Genomic DNA, 15,891 nt, shown 5'->3' with positions numbered 1-15,891 from the left:
CCGGCGTGGGACGGGTCAGGCCGCCCGGACGTCGCGTTCCGCCCTGGCGGCGTGGGCGCACGGGCGGTGGGCGGCGGGGCGCCGACGGCGCAGGAAGCGCGGCAGCGGCAGGGCGAGGTTGACGAAGCCCTCGGCCTGCATGGCGGCGAAGCCGATGCGGGGCAGGTCGGCGGAGGCGCGGTAGACGACGAACCGCGGCTCCCAGCCCGGCTGGAACTTGGCGTTGAACTTGTACAGGGACTCGATCTGGAACCAGCGGGAGAGGAAGACCAGCAGTCCGCGCCAGGCGCGCAGCACCGGTCCGGCTCCGATCTTCTCGCCGCGGGCCAGTGCCGCGCGGAACATGGCGAAGTTGAGGGAGACGCGCGTGATGCCGAGCTTGGGGGCGGCTTGGAGGGAGGCCACGATGAGCAGTTCGTTCATGCCGGGGTCGGCGGAGCGGTCGCGGCGCATCAGGTCCAGGGAGGCACCGTCGGTGCCCCACGGCACGAAGTGCAGGATCGCCTTCAGGTCGCCGTAGGGGCCGGGGTGCTCGTCCTGCTTGTGGGCGGTGGCGATGAGGCAGTCGCCGTCGGCGGGGTCTCCGACGCGGCCCAGTGCCATGGAGAAGCCGCGTTCGGTGTCGGTGCCGCGCCAGTCGTCGGCGGCCCGGCGGATGCGCTCCAGTTCGGTCTCGCCGAGGTCACGGACACGTCGTACCCGGGTTTCGTAACCGGCGCGCTCGATGCGCTTGACCATCTGGCGCACGTTGCGCATCGCGCGGCCGGCGAGGGAGAAATCCGTGACGTCCACCACCGCCTCGTCGCCCAGTTCGAGGGCGTCGAGCCCGGTCTCGCGGGTCCACACCTCGCCGCCGGTCTCGGAGCAGCCCATGACGGCGGGGGTCCAGGAGTGGGCCTTGGCCTCGTCCATGAAGCGTTCGATGGCGCCGGGCCAGGCCTCGACGTCGCCGATCGGGTCGCCGCTGGCGAGCATCACGCCGGAGACGACGCGGTAGGTGACCGCGGCCTTGCCGCTGGGGGAGAAGACGACGGCCTTGTCGCGGCGCAGGGCGAAGTGGCCGAGGGAGTCGCGGCGCCCGTGCTGGTCCAGCAGGGCGCGCAGCCGGGCCTCGTCCTCCTCGGTGAGCTGTGCGGCCGGGTGTTCGGGGCGGAAGGCCAGGTAGACGGTGGTGACGGCGGTGAGCAGGCCGAGGGCGCCGAGGGAGAAGGCGACGGTCCAGGAGGTGGGGCCCTGGTACTCGACGGGGCCCTCGAAGCCGAACAGGCCGTAGATGACGTGGGTGATGCGGTCGGCGAGGCTCGGGTCGCCGACGATGTGCTCGGCGTGGACGCTGACGACGAGCAGTCCGAGCAGCAGTGAACCGGCGCCCATGAGGACGAAGTTGGCCAGGGCCCGCCAGCGACTGCGCGGGTCGGGCAGGGCGTTGAACTGGTCGCGGTGGCGCAGCAGGGGTGCCAGCAGTGCCAGGGAGATCAGCACGCCCACCAGGGAGTGCCGGTAGGCGAACTGCGCGACGGCACCGGCGGGCAGGAGCGCCACCGCGGCCCGCCAGGCCCGGCGCTTGCCGCGCTTGAGGCCGTGGGCGAGCAGCAGCAACAGCACGCCGGTGCTGAGGGAGAGGGCGGCCGCGAACGGGCCGAGCGCGCCGGGCAGGACCTCGGCGATGGCGTGCATCCGGCTGTGCCGGAAGCGGGGGAAGACGCCCGCGGCGATGTCCAGGGCGCCCACCAGGGCGCAGGCTCTGCCGACGAGGACGGGGACCGCCTCGGGGCGTGGTCCGCTCAGTATCCGGCGCACCCGGCCCGGACGGGCCGTGCCGCTGCCGCGACTCGGAACCTCGCCCGACATTTCCTCATCTGTCCTGACAGACATCGCATCCCGTAGTTCTGCGAGAGACCTTGAATCCGGTGCCGTTTCGGTCATCCGGCGACATTGCGCCCTCTAGGACGGTGTCTCGGGGGGAGAGGTTCACTCCTCACGTCAAAGCCGTTTCAAAGGCCAAGGAAAGTCCGGGACAAGCTCGTGCGAAGGTGTCGGCGCGGGCCGACTCCGGGCGGAGAGCGCGTGCAGGTAATCAACCCATGGGTCTGACGAGCAACAAGGTGCTGGCGCTGGCGGTGCTGTCGGCGGTGCTGCTGTTCACCGGCACGGTCTGGCTGTGGCCGCGGCTGGCCCGGCGGAGCCGGCGTGCGGTGGGCGGGCGTGTCGGGCTGCTGCTGGGCACCCAGGTGGCGCTGTTCGCCGCGGTGGGCCTCGCCGCCAACCAGGCGTTCGGGTTCTACGCGAGCTGGGCGGACCTGTTCGGCCAGGAGAAGGAGCAGGGTGTGGTCGTCGACCACACAGCCGGTGGCGGCCCGCTGGAGGTGGTGGGTTCGCGCCGGGTGCCCGGGGCGGGCGGGGCGCTGCCCCGGGCCGGCGGCCGGGTCCAGCAGGTCGACATCGTGGGCCGTACGACCCGCATCGCCACGGCCGCGTACGTCTACCTGCCACCGGAGTACTTCCAGCCGCGCTACCGCACCCACCGGTTCCCGACGGCCGTCGTGCTGACGGGTTACCCGGGTACGGCGTCGGCGCTGGTGGAGAAGCTGCACTATCCGCGTACGGCTCTGGAACTGGCCCGCGCGGGACGGGCGAAGCCGATGATCCTCGTGATGCTGCGTCCCACGGTGGCGCCGCCCCGCGACACGGAGTGCGTCGATGTCCCGGGTGGACCGCGGACGGAGTCGTTCTTCGCGAAGGATCTCCCCGACGCGTTGCGCACCCACTACAGGGTGGCCGATAAGCCGGGTGGTCTGGGCATCATCGGCAACTCCACGGGCGGCTACTGCGCGTTGAAGATCGCCCTGCACCATCCCGATGTGTACGGCGCCGGGGCGGGCTTGTCCGCGTACTACAAGGCGCCGATCGACGCCACGACAGGCGATCTCTTCCAGGGTGACAAGGGGCTGCGCAATCGCGCCGATCTGTGGTGGTACCTGGCGCACATGCCCGCTCCCGATACGTCCCTGCTGGTCAGCAGCAGTAAGCGGGGAGAGGCCAACTACCGGGACACACTGCGGTTCATAGAGCGGGTGAAGGGCAACGGGCGGACGCGGATCTCGTCGATCATCCTGGAAAGCGGTGGGCACAACTTCAACACCTGGCGGCGCGAGATTCCGGCGGCCCTGGAGTGGATGAGCGGGCGGCTGGGCGGGCGTTGAAATGATCTTGGGAATTGCTTGAGCGGCCGATTCCACTTCTTCGCGCGTTCTGATGCCGTGTGAACGTTTCGGTGTGGCTTTGTTTTTGCGGGGTGGGTCACCATGATTCGCCTACGCGCGGTAAGTTTCTGGCCATGCCACGTGGACGTCACCGCCATTCCCCGCCCCTGCACAGGCTGCTGCCCCCGTCGGCGATCGCAGGCGTCTCCCTCGTCTGCGCCCTGGGGCCCTGGGTGTTCACGGAGCCGATGGTGCTCCGCGGTCTGGCCGCCGCCGCCGCGGCGACGGCGATCATCGGCGCGGTCGTGCTGCGCCGTTGGGACACCCAGGCGGGCAAGCGCGTCGCCGACCTCACGCGCGCGCGTGCGAGCGACGAGTGGCGCTTCGAGGAGCGGGTCGCCGAACTGGAGGCCGACCTGGAGGAGTCGCGCGAACTGCGCGGCAAGCTGGAGCAGCGGCTGCGCGCCAAGCGCACGGAACTGGCCGGGCTGCGCAACGAGCACGCCGCGCTGCTGCGCCGGTACGCCACGGCGGAGACCGAGCGCGCGAGCGTCCTGGAGGAACGCCGGGTGCTCGAGATAGAGGCGACGGTTCCGGCACGGGCCGCGCTGCCGGCGGGGACGGCGGACACGGCGCCGGGGCCGGACGAGGCGCCGGCCGCTCCCGCCGCCGAGGAGGAGCCCGCGGTTCCCGCCGTGTTCTCGCCCGAGGGTTCCCGGCTGTTCCTGCGGGCCGCTGCCGCACTGGCCCGGTTCGACGGTGAGACGGCCCCGGACCCGGACGGCGGCGGTGACGGCGACGGCGTGCCGCGGGGCGAGGACGCGGAGTCCGCGCAGCCGCCGAAGCAGGAGCAGGCGGAGCGGGGGAAGCAGGCGCGGGAGGACGAGAAGCAGGGGCGGTCCGAGGCGGCCGCCGACGGCCACGAGCGCGCGACCGCCGACACGTCCGCGCCCGGCGACGAAGCCTCCGCGCCCCGCGGCGAGACCTCCGGACCGGCCGGAAAGACCTCCGTCCCGGTCGGCGAGGCCGGTCAGCTGCCGGAGCCCGCCCGGGCCGAGCGGTCCGGTGGCCGGCTCGCCGGGCACTACACCGTGCCGACCGCGGTGGCCGTCCCGCCGCAGCCGCCGGTCCGGCGTCCGCTGACGGAGGGCGGATTCGACTTCTTCGGCACCAAGGCGGGCACCTCGCGCGCGGCCCTGGAGGCCGTGCAGAACGAGGACCTCGCCGATGTCGTCGGCCAGGAGGCGCTCGCCCTGCACAAGGCCGAGACCGAGGCCCGGTACAAGCCGGCCGACGAGGAGTCGCGCGGCATCGGCCAGGTCATCGACCTGACGGCGCACGACGAGACGGAGCAGATCGACCTGCAGGGACTGCGCAGCGCGGTGTCCTGACGCTCGCCGCGACGCAGGGCCCCTCGGCTGCGGCCGGGGGGCCCACTGCGTGCGGACGGTCAGGCCATCCAGCGATCCGGCCGCGCGTCCGCGCGCCCCGTCCGGGACCGCTCCGCCTGCGCCGCCAGCAACGCGCGTGCCTCACCGGCCTCCCGCAGCCGGGCCCGCACCGTCTTGTTCGCGCCCGTGTCCACACACACGTCGGCGACGCCCCGGGCCCGCTCCCACGGCCCCTGCGTCATCCGCACGCTCTGCACCTTGGCGTGCGGCACCAGCGCCAGGCTCCGCCGCAGCAGCCCGGACCGGGCCGCGAACACCGCGTCCGTGACGGCGAGTCCGTAGCCGCGCCACCACAGGGGCACGCACCAGCGGGCGCTGCGCGGCGCGGGCGACAGGGCCGCGGCCTCCGGCACGCTCACCCCGGGCAGCACGCGCCCGATCACGTCCTCGGCGATCTCGCGCGGAGCCACCGGCACCAGCACGGAGTTGGACGAGCCCGCCACGTCCAGTTCCACGCGCACCCAGCCGCGCCGCCGCCACAGCAGCGGTTCCACGATCCGCACGGTCTGCACGCGCCCCGGCGGGACCGTCTCGTGGGCCCGGTCCAGCAGCCCGTGGTCGATGCGCAGCCCGTCGGGCGACTCGCCCACCGTCCAGTCGTACTCGGCGACGAACCGCCCCACGCTGCTCGCGCCCGCCGCGCCCAGCAGCGGCAGGGCGACCGCGAGGACCGTCCACAGGCTGTGGGTGAGCAGCCACAGCACCGGCGGGACGACGAGCGCCGCGGCCAGCGACACCCAGGTGGCGCCCGTCAGCACCAGCGACAGGGCGAGCACGCCGGGCGGCACCCGCAGCAGCCGCCGGGACGGGGCCTCGCCCACCTCGTGCGCGGTCTCGGGGGCGAAACCGGCCGCCCGGGCGAGCAGTTCGGCCCGCAGCGACCGGGCCTCATCGGCGCCGAGGAAGGCCAGTTCGTCCTTCTTGTCGGTGCCTATGACGTCGAGTTTGAGCTTGGACACGCCCACGACCCGGGCCAGCAGCGGCTGGGTGACGTCGATGGCCTGGATCCGCTCCAGCCGGATGTGCGCGGTGCGCCGGAAGACGAGTCCGGTACGGATGCGCAGTTCGGTCTCGGTCACCGCGAAGTGCGTGAACCACCAGGAGCAGAAGCCGTAGAGGGCGGCGGCCGGGACGAGCACGGCGAGGCCGATCAGCAGGGTGGTCGTCGTCAGCCGGGTCAGCTGGCGCTGCGCCCCGTCGGGGTCGTGCACGGCCCAGCCGATGAGCACGGCGACCGGTGCCCAGGCGCGGCGCAGCGGTGTGACGGGGTGCAGTCGCCGCTCGATGACCTCGACGGCCCCCGGTGAGGTCTCGGCGGCCCCGGGCGCCGTCACAGCCCCGCCGACCGGGCTTCGCCCAGCTCGGTGAGCCGGTCGCGCAGCCGTTCCGCCTCGGCCGGGTCCAGGCCGGGGATGGTCGCGTCGGTGGCCGCGGCGGCCGTGTGCAGTTGCACGCTGGCCAGCCCGAAGTGCCGCTCGACGGGCCCGGAGGTGACCTCGACCAGCTGCATCCGGCCGTAGGGCACGACCGTCTCCTCGCGCCACAGCACGCCACGGCTGATCAGCAGGTCGTCGGCACGCTCGGCGTACCGCCAGGAACGCCAGTTGCGCTCGATCATCACCCAGCCCCAGGCCAGCAGCGCCAGCGGCGGCAGCGCGAAGGCGGCCCAGGCGGGCCCGGCCAGCAGCCCCGGCAGCAACCCGGCGGCCAGGGCGATCAGCCCGAGCCACACCACCAGCAGCAGCCGGCGCATCCTCAGCAGGCCGGGCGGCAGCGCGATCCACACCGGCTCGGCCCCGGCCGCCCCGATCGTGCCCCGCGGCCCGTCCGGTCCCGCCTCCTGCGCACTCCCCGTATCCATAGGGCCAGCGTACGTAGGAGAGACTGTGTCCATGACTCCTACGACGGAGACCATGGTCGGAATCGGCGGCGCCGCGGAGAGCACCGACATGGTGCTCAACATCGGGCCGCAGCACCCGTCCACCCATGGCGTGCTGCGGCTGAAGCTCGTCCTGGACGGCGAACGCATCAGGCACGCGGAGCCGGTGATCGGCTATATGCACCGCGGCGCGGAGAAGCTGTTCGAGGCGCGCGACTACCGCCAGATCATCATGCTCGCCAACCGCCACGACTGGCTGTCGGCGTTCTCCAACGAGCTGGGCGTGGTCCTCGCCGTGGAGCGGATGCTCGGCATGGAGGTGCCCGAGCGCGCGGTGTGGCTGCGCACCCTGCTGGCCGAGCTGAACCGGGTGCTCAACCACCTGATGTTCCTCGGCTCGTACCCGCTGGAGCTCGGCGGCATCACCCCGATCTTCTACGCCTTCCGGGAGCGCGAGGAGCTCCAGCACGTCATGGAGGAGGTCTCCGGCGGGCGGATGCACTACATGTTCAACCGGGTCGGCGGCCTCAAGGAGGACCTGCCGGCCGGGTGGACCACGCGCGCGCGTGCCTCCGTCGCCGATGTGCGCTCCCGGATGGACCGCTTCGACGACCTGGTGCTCGGCAACGAGATCTTCCGGGGCCGCACCCGGGGCGTGGGCGGGCTCACGCCGGAGGCCGTGCACGCCTACGGGGTGAGCGGGCCGATCGGGCGCGCCTCGGGCGTCGACTTCGACCTGCGCCGGGACGAGCCGTACCTCGCCTACGGCGAGCTCCAGGACACCCTGAAGGTGGTCACCCGGCAGGAGGGCGACTGCCTGGCCCGCTTCGAGTGCCTCCTGGAGCAGACGCACAACGCGCTGGACCTGGCCGACGCCTGTCTGGACCGGCTCGCCGAGCTGCCGCCCGGGCCGGTCAACCAGCGCCTGCCGAAGGTCCTGAAGGCGCCCGAGGGCCACACGTACGCCTGGACCGAGAACCCCCTCGGCATCAACGGCTACTACCTCGTCAGCAAGGGCGAGAAGACCCCGTACCGGCTGAAGCTGCGCTCGGCGTCGTACAACAACATCCAGGCGCTGACGGAGCTGCTGCCGGGGACGCTGGTGGCGGACATGGTGGCGATTCTGGGGTCGATGTTCTTCGTGGTCGGGGACATCGACAAGTAGGGCTCATTCCCGGAACGGGTCCGGGATCGCCACCGGCTGTACCAGCCAGCCGAAGTCGCCCAGCCCGCCCACGGCGGTGAGCTCGGCGGCCTCTCCGGCACGCGCGAGGGCGCGCACGTACCCGGCGGGGTCGGTGGAGGCCAGCGTGAGCGGGGGGCGTGCGCCGGTCACGCCCAGGGCGCGCAGCGCCTCGTGCTGCGGAAGCACCCGCCCGCCGGGCAGCGCGCACGCGTCCAGGGCGACATGGGCGGTGAGGTCGCACGAGCCGTCCGGCACCGGTGTGGTCTCGCGGCCCCCGCGGAAGCCGGTGAGCGTCCCGAACGGCGGCCGGGTGGCCGCCGTGTGCGCGTAGTCCACGGTGACGGCGAGCCCCCGGCCGACCGTCGCGACCGTCGCGGCCCAGGCCTCGTCGCGGGGCAGGCCGATCTCGGCCCGCAGCCCCTCCTCGCCGGGCAGTGGCCACCACCGCTCCAGCCACCGCGCCGCCGCCCCGTCCACCGGCTCGCCGAGCCGCTCGGTGCCGTCCTCCCGGACCAGCACCCGCCGTGCGACGCCCGCGGCGTCCACCTCGGCGACCTCCACGGGGACGTTGTCCAGCCACTCGTTGGCGAACAGCAGCCCGGTCGTCCCCCGCGGGGGCTCGGCCAGCCACTCGATCCGGTGATCGAGCCCCGCGGGCCGCTCGGCGATCTCGACGGCGTACGCGCGCGTGCGGGCCGCCACATCGGCGGGGAGCGCGGTGAGCACCCCGCCGGCCAGCTCGCCCCGCCCGGCCGCCATGTCGACGAAATCCAGCACCGCGGGCCGCCCCAGGGCCTCGTCGACCCGGCACAGCAGCCGGGCCACGGCCCCGGCGAACAGTGGCGAGGCGTGCACGGACGTCCGGAAATGTCCGGCCGGCCCCTCCGCGCGCCGGTAGAAGCCCCCCGGCGCGTACAGGGCGTCCCGCGCCGCCGCACGCCACCCGCGCCACTGGTCTCCGGTTCCCGCTGTCACCGGCCCAGGCTAAGCGCACGCAACGTACGCAACTCCACCTTGCGGAGTATGCGCGACGGGTACGGATCGGCCCTCCGGTTGACCCCTGCACCTATCCCGCTTCCCTACGCTGGGTTACGTGCAGCGCCTCTATGACTTCCTCCGCAGGCACCCGACGTGGGTCGACGGCACCTGGGCCGTCGTCCTCCTCGGGATGTCGCTGGTGGGCGGTGTGGGGGGCGGTTACGGACCCACGGCCGCCGCCATTCCGCTCGCCCTGCTGCTGTGCCTGGTGATCGCGCTGCGCCGGCGGATGCCGGAGAAGATGCTGCTGCTCGCGGCCGCGGCCGGGGTGGCCCAGCTGATCACCGACGTGGAGATCAGCCCCGCCGACTTCGCCATGCTCGTGATCGTCTACACGGTCGCCGCGGAGGGCGCGCGCTGGGCCTCCCGCTTCGCGCTGGGCGCCGGCCTGTGCGCGGCCCCCCTGGCCCAGGCGCGCTGGCCGAGCGACGAGACCTCCGTCTTCGGCAACATCGTCCTGACCGTCTTCATGACCGTGCCCTTCGCCCTCGCCTGGGTGCTGGGCGACTCCATCCGTACCCGCCGCGCCTACTTCGCGCAGCTCGAGGAGCGGGCCGCCCGGTTGGAGAAGGAGCGCGAGGCGCAGTCCAAGGTCGCCGTCGCCGCCGAACGCGCCCGCATCGCCCGCGAGTTGCACGACGTCGTGGCGCACAACGTCTCGGTGATGGTGGTCCAGGCCGACGGTGCCGCCTACGTCCTCGACGCCGCGCCCGACCAGGCCAAGAAGGCCCTGGAGACGATCTCCTCCACCGGCCGCCAGGCCCTCGCCGAGATGCGCCGCCTGCTGGGGGTACTGCGCACCGGTGAGCACCAGGAGGCCGGAGAGTACGTGCCGCAGCCCGATGTGCGGCAGATCGAGGACCTCGTCGAGCAGTGCCGCGGTTCCGGACTGCCCGTCGACTTCAAGGTCGAGGGCACGCCCCGCCCGCTGCCCAGCGGCGTCGAGCTCACCGCCTACCGCATCGTGCAGGAGGCGCTCACCAACACCCGCAAGCACGGTGGCGCCAACGCGGGCGCGAGCGTGCGCCTGGTGTACTTCGACGACGGCCTCGGCCTGCTCGTCGAGGACGACGGCAAGGGCGCCCCGCACGAGCTGTACGAGGAGGGCGGGTTCGACGGCCAGGGCCACGGCCTGATCGGCATGCGCGAGCGGGTCGGTATGGTCGGCGGCACCCTGGACGCGGGCCCGCGCCCGGGCGGAGGATTCCGCATCAGTGCCCTGCTGCCGCTCAAACCCGCGCACTGACACCGGCACACGCCCCTTGCTGACACCTGTAACGACCCTTAGGGAAGAGGACCGATGGCGATCCGCGTGATGCTCGTCGACGACCAGGTGCTGCTGCGCACCGGGTTCCGGATGGTGCTCGCCGCCCAACCGGACATGGAGGTCGTCGCGGAGGCGGGCGACGGTGTCGAGGCCCTCCAGGAACTGCGCACGGCCGAGGTCGACGTGGTGCTGATGGACGTCCGCATGCCGAAGCTCGACGGGGTGGAGACGACCCGGCGGATCTGCGCGGACACCGACCCGCCGAAGGTGCTCATCCTGACCACCTTCGACCTCGACGAGTACGCCTTCTCCGGGCTGAAGGCGGGCGCCTCCGGCTTCATGCTCAAGGACGTGCCGCCGGCCGAGCTGCTGGCCGCGATCAGGGCCGTGCACAGCGGTGACGCCGTCGTCGCGCCCTCCACCACCCGGCGGCTCCTGGACCGCTTCGCGCCCATGCTGCCGGGCACCAAGCAGCCCCAGCACAAGGAGCTGGAGCGGCTCACCGAACGCGAGCGCGAGGTCATGGTGCTGGTCGCGCAGGGCCTGTCCAACGGTGAGATCGCGGCGCGGCTGGTGCTGTCGGAGGCGACCGTGAAGACGCACGTGGGCCGCATCCTGACCAAGCTGGGCCTCAGGGACCGGGTGCAGGTCGTGGTGCTGGCCTACGAGACGGGGCTGGTGCGGGCCGGCGGCCACGGCTGACCCGCCCGCCCGGGCCCGCTACCTGAGGGTCCCCTCCAGGAACTCGCTGCCGAGCCGGGCCACCACCGTCCCGTCCGGCTGGTGCGGGACGTAGCGGCCGCGGCGGCGGTTCCGGGAGACCGTGTGGCGGTGGCGGTGGCGGTGGCGGCGGCGCCCTACCCGACCCGCTCCGGCAGCCGGGTCACGAACTCGGCCACCGCCGCCTTCACGTCCTCGGCGGTCCACTCCAGCCCCTCGGCCCGCACATGCACCTCCGTGAACGCCAACCCCGGACCGCCCCGCTCCCAGCCGCTGCCGAACAGGACGACCCCCGTCTCCTCGGCCGCGCGGACCGCCGCCTCCGCGAGGACGTCCGGCTCGTAGGGCAGCCACACCTGGAAGTCGTGGGTGTGCGGCGCCTCCGGATGCACGCGCGCCCACGGCACCCCGGCCGCCGCGAACCCCTCGCGCATCGCGGCGGCCACCACGCGCGCGTGGGCCACGTACTCCGGCAGCCGGGGCAGTTGCCGCTCCAGCCCGACCAGCGCCGACAGCACCGTGGGGAACTGCTGGAAGACCATCCCGCCGTACCGGTGCCGCCAGGTCTTCGCCTCCTCGACGAGCTCCCTCGGACCCGCGAGCGCCGCGCCCCCGAACGCCTCCAGGGACTTGTAGAACGACACGTAGACGCTGTCGGCCAGGCCAGCGATCTCCTCCAGGGGCCGGCCGAAGTGGACGGTGGACTCCCACAGGCGGGCCCCGTCGAAGTGCACGACCGCGTCCCGTTCCCGCGCGGCCTCCACGACCGCGGTGAGCTCCTCCCAGGTGGGCAGCAGGAAACCGGCGTCCCTGAGGGGCAGTTCCAGCATCAGCGCCCCGAAGGGCTCCTCGAAGTCGCGCACCTCCGCGGCGGTCGGCAGCCGCGGCTCGCTCGTCAGCCGTACCGGGCGCAGACCGCCGACCTCGCTGAACGCGTTCCGCTCGTGCACCTCGGGATGGCTGAGCGCGTGCAGGGCGACCGTCGGGTTCCCGGTGCGGCCGGCCCAGCAGCGCAGGGCCACCTGCTGGGCCATCGTGCCCGTCGGGAAGAACGCGGCGGCCTCGGTGCCGAGCAGCCCGGCGACCTTCGTCTCCAGCGCCTCGACGACACCGCCGCCGTACAGGTCGGACAGCTCGTCCAGGTCGTGCACGCCCGCCGCCTCCTCCAGCACCGCCAGGCGTTCCCGGAGGGTGCGGTGGAAGCCGAAGCGCGCGAACACGCGCCGTGCCGCGCGGTGGGCGGCCAGCCGCCGCTCCCGCAGTCGTGCCCCCCGGTCCTCGTCCGCCGGCCGTCCGTCCGGCCGCCCGTCCTGTTCCGCTGCTGTATCGGTCATGGCCGGATCCTCCCTCGCCCGCGCGTCGCCGGGCATCCGCATTTCGCTACGCCCTCCCGGGAATGCCGCACGGGCGTGCACAGCCTGTGGACGACCGAACGTCCCTCGAACCGATCGCGTTAACATGACGAGAAATCGTCCGGTACCCGGAGCGGACTGGAACGGGAAGGCCGCCGTCGAGTGAACACAACCCCACAGCCAGACCCCAAGGACCGCCCCGCGCGGCTCACCGTCGGCGTCGTCGGCGCCGGCCGCGTCGGCCCCGCCCTGGCGGCGTCCCTGCAGCTCGCCGGACACCGCCCGGTCGCCGTCTCGGCGGTCTCGGAGACCTCCCGGCGCCGGGCCGCGCAGCTGCTGCCCGACGTGCCGGTGATGCCGCCCGCCGAGGTCCTGAAGCGGGCCGACCTGGTGCTGCTGACCGTTCCCGACGACGCCCTGCCCGAGCTGGTCACCGGTCTCGCCGACACCGGGTCCGTGCGGCCCGGGCAGCTGCTCGTCCACACCTCCGGCCGGTACGGCGCGCGGGTGCTCGACCCCGCCCTGCGCGCGGGCGCCCTGCCGCTGGCCCTGCACCCCGCGATGACCTTCACCGGCACCCCCGTGGACGTCCAGCGGCTGGCCGGCTGCTCCTTCGGCGTCACCGCCCCCGAGGAGCTGCGCCTGGCCGCCGAGGCCCTGGTCATCGAGATGGGCGGCGAACCGGAGTGGATCGCCGAGGAGAACCGGCCGCTCTACCACGCGGCGCTCGCCCTGGGCGCGAACCACCTGGTCACGCTGGTCGCCCAGTCCATGGAGCTGCTGAGCGCGGCCGGGGTGACGGCCCCCGACCGCATGCTCGGTCCGCTGCTCGGCGCGGCCCTGGACAACGCCCTGCGCTCCGGCGACGCGGCCCTGACCGGCCCGGTCGCGCGCGGGGACGCGGGCACGGTCGCCGCGCACGTCACCGAGCTGCGCCGGCACGCCCCGCAGACCGTCGCCGGTTATCTGGCGATGGCCCGCGCGACCGCCGACCGGGCCCTGGCCCACGGTCTGCTGAAGCCGGAACTCGCCGAGGACCTCCTCGGGGTACTCGCCACCGGGACCGACGGCACCGAAGGGGGCGCCCGATGACCACCACCCTGCTGCGCACCGCGGGTGAACTGCGGGCACGCACGCGTGCGGGCCGTCGCGCCGTGGTGATGACCATGGGCGCCCTGCACGAGGGCCACGCCACGCTGATCCGCACCGCGCGCGGCATCGCCGGGCCGGACGGAGAGGTCGTCGTCACCGTCTTCGTCAACCCGCTGCAGTTCGGCGAGGGGGAGGACCTCGACCGCTACCCGCGCACCCTGGACGCCGACATCAGGCTCGCCGAACAGTCGGGCGCCGACGTGGTGTTCGCCCCCGCCGTGGACGAGGTGTACCCCGGCGGCGAGCCCCAGGTCCGCATCACCGCCGGCCCCATGGGCGAGCGCCTGGAGGGGTCTTCCCGTCCCGGCCACTTCGACGGCATGCTCACCGTCGTCGCCAAGCTGCTGCACCTCACGCGCCCCGACGTCGCCCTGTACGGGCAGAAGGACGCCCAGCAGCTCGCCCTGATCCGCCGCATGGTGCGGGACCTGAACTTCGGCGTGGAGATCGTCGGTGTGCCCACCGTCCGCGAGGAGGACGGCCTGGCCCTGTCCAGCCGCAACCGCTACCTCTCGGCCGCCGAGCGGCGCACCGCCCTCGCCCTGTCCGGTGCTCTGTTCGCGGGCCGGGACCGGCATGCCGCGCAGGAGGCGCTGCGCGCCCGGGCCCGCGAAGTACCCGCCACACAGGCGCGTGCCGAGGCCCTCAGCGCCATAGGGGAGTCCCGCGCGGCGGCCGACGCGCACGCCGTGGCGACGGCCGTCCCGGGCGGCCCGGCGGCCGTACGCGCGGCCGCCCGCCAGCTCCTCGACGAGGCCGCCCGCCTCGATCCGCCGCTCGCCCTGGACTACCTCGCCCTGGTCGACCCCTCGGACTTCACCGAGATCGGGGACGACTTCACCGGCGACGCCGTCCTCGCCGTCGCCGCCCGGGTCGGCACGACCCGGCTGATCGACAACATCCCCCTCACCTTCGGAAGCTTCGGAGCCGCCTCGTGACCACCACAGGCATACGACTGCACGCGCCCGCCCCCGGGTGGTCCATCGCCGCGGACGTGGTCGTCGTCGGCTCCGGCGTCGCGGGCCTGACCGCCGCCCTGCGCTGCGAGGCCGCGGGCCTGCGGACGGTCGTCGTCACCAAGGCCCGTCTCGACGACGGCTCCACCCGCTGGGCCCAGGGCGGCATCGCCGCGGCCCTCGGCGACGGCGACACCCCCGAGCAGCACCTGGACGACACCCTGGTCGCGGGTGCGGGCCTGTGCGACGAGGACGCCGTCCGCCTGCTGGTCACCGAGGGACCCGACGCCGTGCGCCGCCTCATCGAGACCGGCGCCCGGTTCGACGAGTCCGAGGGCGAGCTGGCCCTGACCCGCGAGGGCGGCCACCACCGCCGCCGCATCGCCCACGCGGGCGGCGACGCCACCGGCGCCGAGATCTCCCGCGCCCTGGTCGAGGCCGTCCGCGCGCGGGGCATGCGCACCGTCGAGAACGCGCTCGTCCTGGACCTCCTCACGGACGCCGAGGGCCGCACCGCCGGCGTGAGCCTGCACGTCATGGGAGAGGGCCAGCACGACGGTGTCGGGGCCGTCCACGCCCCCGCGGTGGTCCTCGCGACCGGCGGCATGGGCCAGGTCTTCTCGGCGACCACCAACCCGTCGGTGTCGACGGGCGACGGCGTGGCGCTCGCGCTGCGGGCGGGCGCGGAGGTCAGCGACCTGGAGTTCGTCCAGTTCCACCCGACCGTGCTGTTCCTCGGCCCGGACGCGGAGGGCCAGCAGCCCCTGGTCTCCGAGGCCGTGCGCGGCGAGGGCGCCCACCTGATCGACGCCGACGGCGTGCGCTTCATGGTCGGGCAGCACGAACTCGCCGAACTCGCCCCCCGCGACATCGTCGCCAAGGGCATCATGCGCCGCATGCAGGAGCAGGACGCCGAGCACATGTTCCTCGACGCCCGTCACTTCGGCGCCGAGATGTGGGAACACCGCTTCCCGACGATCCTCGCCGCCTGCCGCGCCCACGGCATCGACCCGGTCACCACCCCCGTCCCGGTCGCCCCGGCCGCTCACTACGCCTCCGGCGGCGTACGCACCGACTCCCACGGCCGGACCACCGTCCCCGGCCTGTACGCGTGCGGCGAGGTCGCCTGCACCGGTGTGCACGGCGCCAACCGGCTGGCGTCCAACTCCCTGCTCGAAGGCCTCGTCTACGCCGAGCGCATCGCGGCCGACATCGCGGCGAACGGCCTCCAGGCGCGCGTGCCCGAGCCGGTCCCGCACCCGGAGATCCCCGAGCACCCCCTGCAGACCCCCGAGGCACGCTTCGCGATCCAGCGGATCATGACGAGCGGGGCGGGCGTCCTGCGCTCGGCCGGGTCCCTCGGCAGGGCCGCCGACCAGCTCCAGCGACTGCACACCGACGCCCGGGAAGCCCTCGCCGAGAACGGCAAGACGGCCGAGGCCGGCGTCGACACCTGGGAGGCCACCAACCTCCTGTGCGTGGCCCGGGTCCTGGTCGCCGCCGCCCTGCTGCGGGAGGAGACCCGGGGCTGCCACTGGCGCGAGGACCGCCCCGAGCGCGACGACACCACCTGGCGCCGCCACATCGTCGTGCGCCTCAATCCGGACCGCACGCTGGCCGTGCACACCACGGACACCACACACTTCCCCGCAACCCTCGCCACCCACGCCCACCAGGAGCAGTGACC

At 73.7% G+C, this 15,891-nt stretch carries 13 protein-coding genes; 8 read left to right on the top strand and 5 right to left on the bottom strand.

Features of this window, described 5'->3' with window-relative positions:
• Positions 1–15: 15 nt before the first annotated feature.
• Positions 16–1,851 carry a phosphatidylglycerol lysyltransferase domain-containing protein gene (locus QNO09_RS00250; RefSeq protein ID WP_283967940.1) on the bottom strand — a complete coding sequence of 612 codons (1,836 nt, stop codon included), beginning with the start codon at positions 1,849–1,851 and terminating at the stop codon, positions 16–18.
• Between the two features lie 233 nt (positions 1,852–2,084).
• Here QNO09_RS00250 and QNO09_RS00245 point away from each other — a divergent pair, with 233 nt between their 5' ends.
• Both QNO09_RS00245 and QNO09_RS00240 read left to right on the top strand, forming a co-directional pair.
• A complete protein-coding gene (locus QNO09_RS00245) occupies positions 2,085–3,203 on the top strand; it encodes an alpha/beta hydrolase (protein WP_283967939.1) in 1,119 nt (372 codons plus the stop codon).
• 134 nt (positions 3,204–3,337) lie between these two features.
• Entirely contained in the window at positions 3,338–4,594 is a 1,257-nt protein-coding gene (locus QNO09_RS00240; RefSeq protein ID WP_283967938.1) for a hypothetical protein, read from the top strand.
• Positions 4,595–4,653: 59 nt separating this feature from the next.
• Here the strand turns inward: QNO09_RS00240 and QNO09_RS00235 are convergent, their stop codons facing one another.
• Entirely contained in the window at positions 4,654–5,988 is a 1,335-nt protein-coding gene (locus QNO09_RS00235) for a PH domain-containing protein (RefSeq protein WP_283967937.1), read from the bottom strand.
• Positions 5,985–6,515, bottom strand: a complete 531-nt coding sequence (locus tag QNO09_RS00230) for a PH domain-containing protein (RefSeq protein WP_283967936.1) — start codon at positions 6,513–6,515, stop codon at positions 5,985–5,987. The genes QNO09_RS00235 and QNO09_RS00230 overlap by 4 nt, the downstream gene beginning before the upstream one ends.
• A 31-nt stretch (positions 6,516–6,546) precedes the next feature.
• Here QNO09_RS00230 and QNO09_RS00225 point away from each other — a divergent pair, with 31 nt between their 5' ends.
• Complete coding sequence (locus QNO09_RS00225) at positions 6,547–7,698, top strand: NADH-quinone oxidoreductase subunit D (protein ID WP_283967935.1); 1,152 nt, start codon at positions 6,547–6,549, stop codon at positions 7,696–7,698.
• Positions 7,699–7,701: 3 nt separating this feature from the next.
• Here QNO09_RS00225 and QNO09_RS00220 read toward each other — a convergent pair whose 3' ends face one another.
• Positions 7,702–8,694, bottom strand: coding sequence for an SAM-dependent methyltransferase (locus QNO09_RS00220; RefSeq protein WP_283967934.1), 993 nt, complete (start codon positions 8,692–8,694; stop codon positions 7,702–7,704).
• A gap of 118 nt (positions 8,695–8,812) precedes the next feature.
• On the opposite strand from QNO09_RS00220, the gene QNO09_RS00215 reads away from it, so the two are divergent.
• Both QNO09_RS00215 and QNO09_RS00210 read left to right on the top strand, forming a co-directional pair.
• Entirely contained in the window at positions 8,813–10,003 is a 1,191-nt protein-coding gene (locus tag QNO09_RS00215; RefSeq protein ID WP_283967933.1) for a sensor histidine kinase, read from the top strand.
• 54 nt (positions 10,004–10,057) lie between these two features.
• Positions 10,058–10,726, top strand: a complete 669-nt coding sequence (locus QNO09_RS00210) for a response regulator (RefSeq protein WP_283967932.1) — start codon at positions 10,058–10,060, stop codon at positions 10,724–10,726.
• A 155-nt stretch (positions 10,727–10,881) separates the two neighbouring features.
• On the opposite strand, the gene QNO09_RS00205 is transcribed toward QNO09_RS00210, so the two are convergent.
• Positions 10,882–12,078, bottom strand: a complete 1,197-nt coding sequence (locus tag QNO09_RS00205; RefSeq protein ID WP_283967931.1) for a threonine aldolase family protein — start codon at positions 12,076–12,078, stop codon at positions 10,882–10,884.
• Positions 12,079–12,258: 180 nt separating this feature from the next.
• Here QNO09_RS00205 and QNO09_RS00200 point away from each other — a divergent pair, with 180 nt between their 5' ends.
• The 3 genes from QNO09_RS00200 to QNO09_RS00190 are packed head-to-tail and all read left to right on the top strand — an operon-like array spanning position 12,259 to position 15,889.
• Entirely contained in the window at positions 12,259–13,188 is a 930-nt protein-coding gene (locus QNO09_RS00200; protein ID WP_283967930.1) for a Rossmann-like and DUF2520 domain-containing protein, read from the top strand.
• On the top strand, positions 13,185–14,186 hold the full coding sequence (gene panC / locus QNO09_RS00195; protein ID WP_283967929.1) for a pantoate--beta-alanine ligase: 1,002 nt from the start codon (positions 13,185–13,187) through the stop codon (positions 14,184–14,186). The genes QNO09_RS00200 and panC overlap by 4 nt, the downstream gene beginning before the upstream one ends.
• Positions 14,183–15,889 carry an L-aspartate oxidase gene (locus QNO09_RS00190; protein ID WP_283967928.1) on the top strand — a complete coding sequence of 569 codons (1,707 nt, stop codon included), beginning with the start codon at positions 14,183–14,185 and terminating at the stop codon, positions 15,887–15,889. Before panC ends, QNO09_RS00190 begins: the two co-directional genes overlap by 4 nt.
• Positions 15,890–15,891 lie beyond the last annotated feature (2 nt).

It is taken from the genome of Streptomyces sp. 378, from assembly GCF_030124145.1.
Classification (GTDB): domain Bacteria; phylum Actinomycetota; class Actinomycetes; order Streptomycetales; family Streptomycetaceae; genus Streptomyces.
This window is presented reverse-complemented; position numbering and strand designations above follow the sequence as displayed.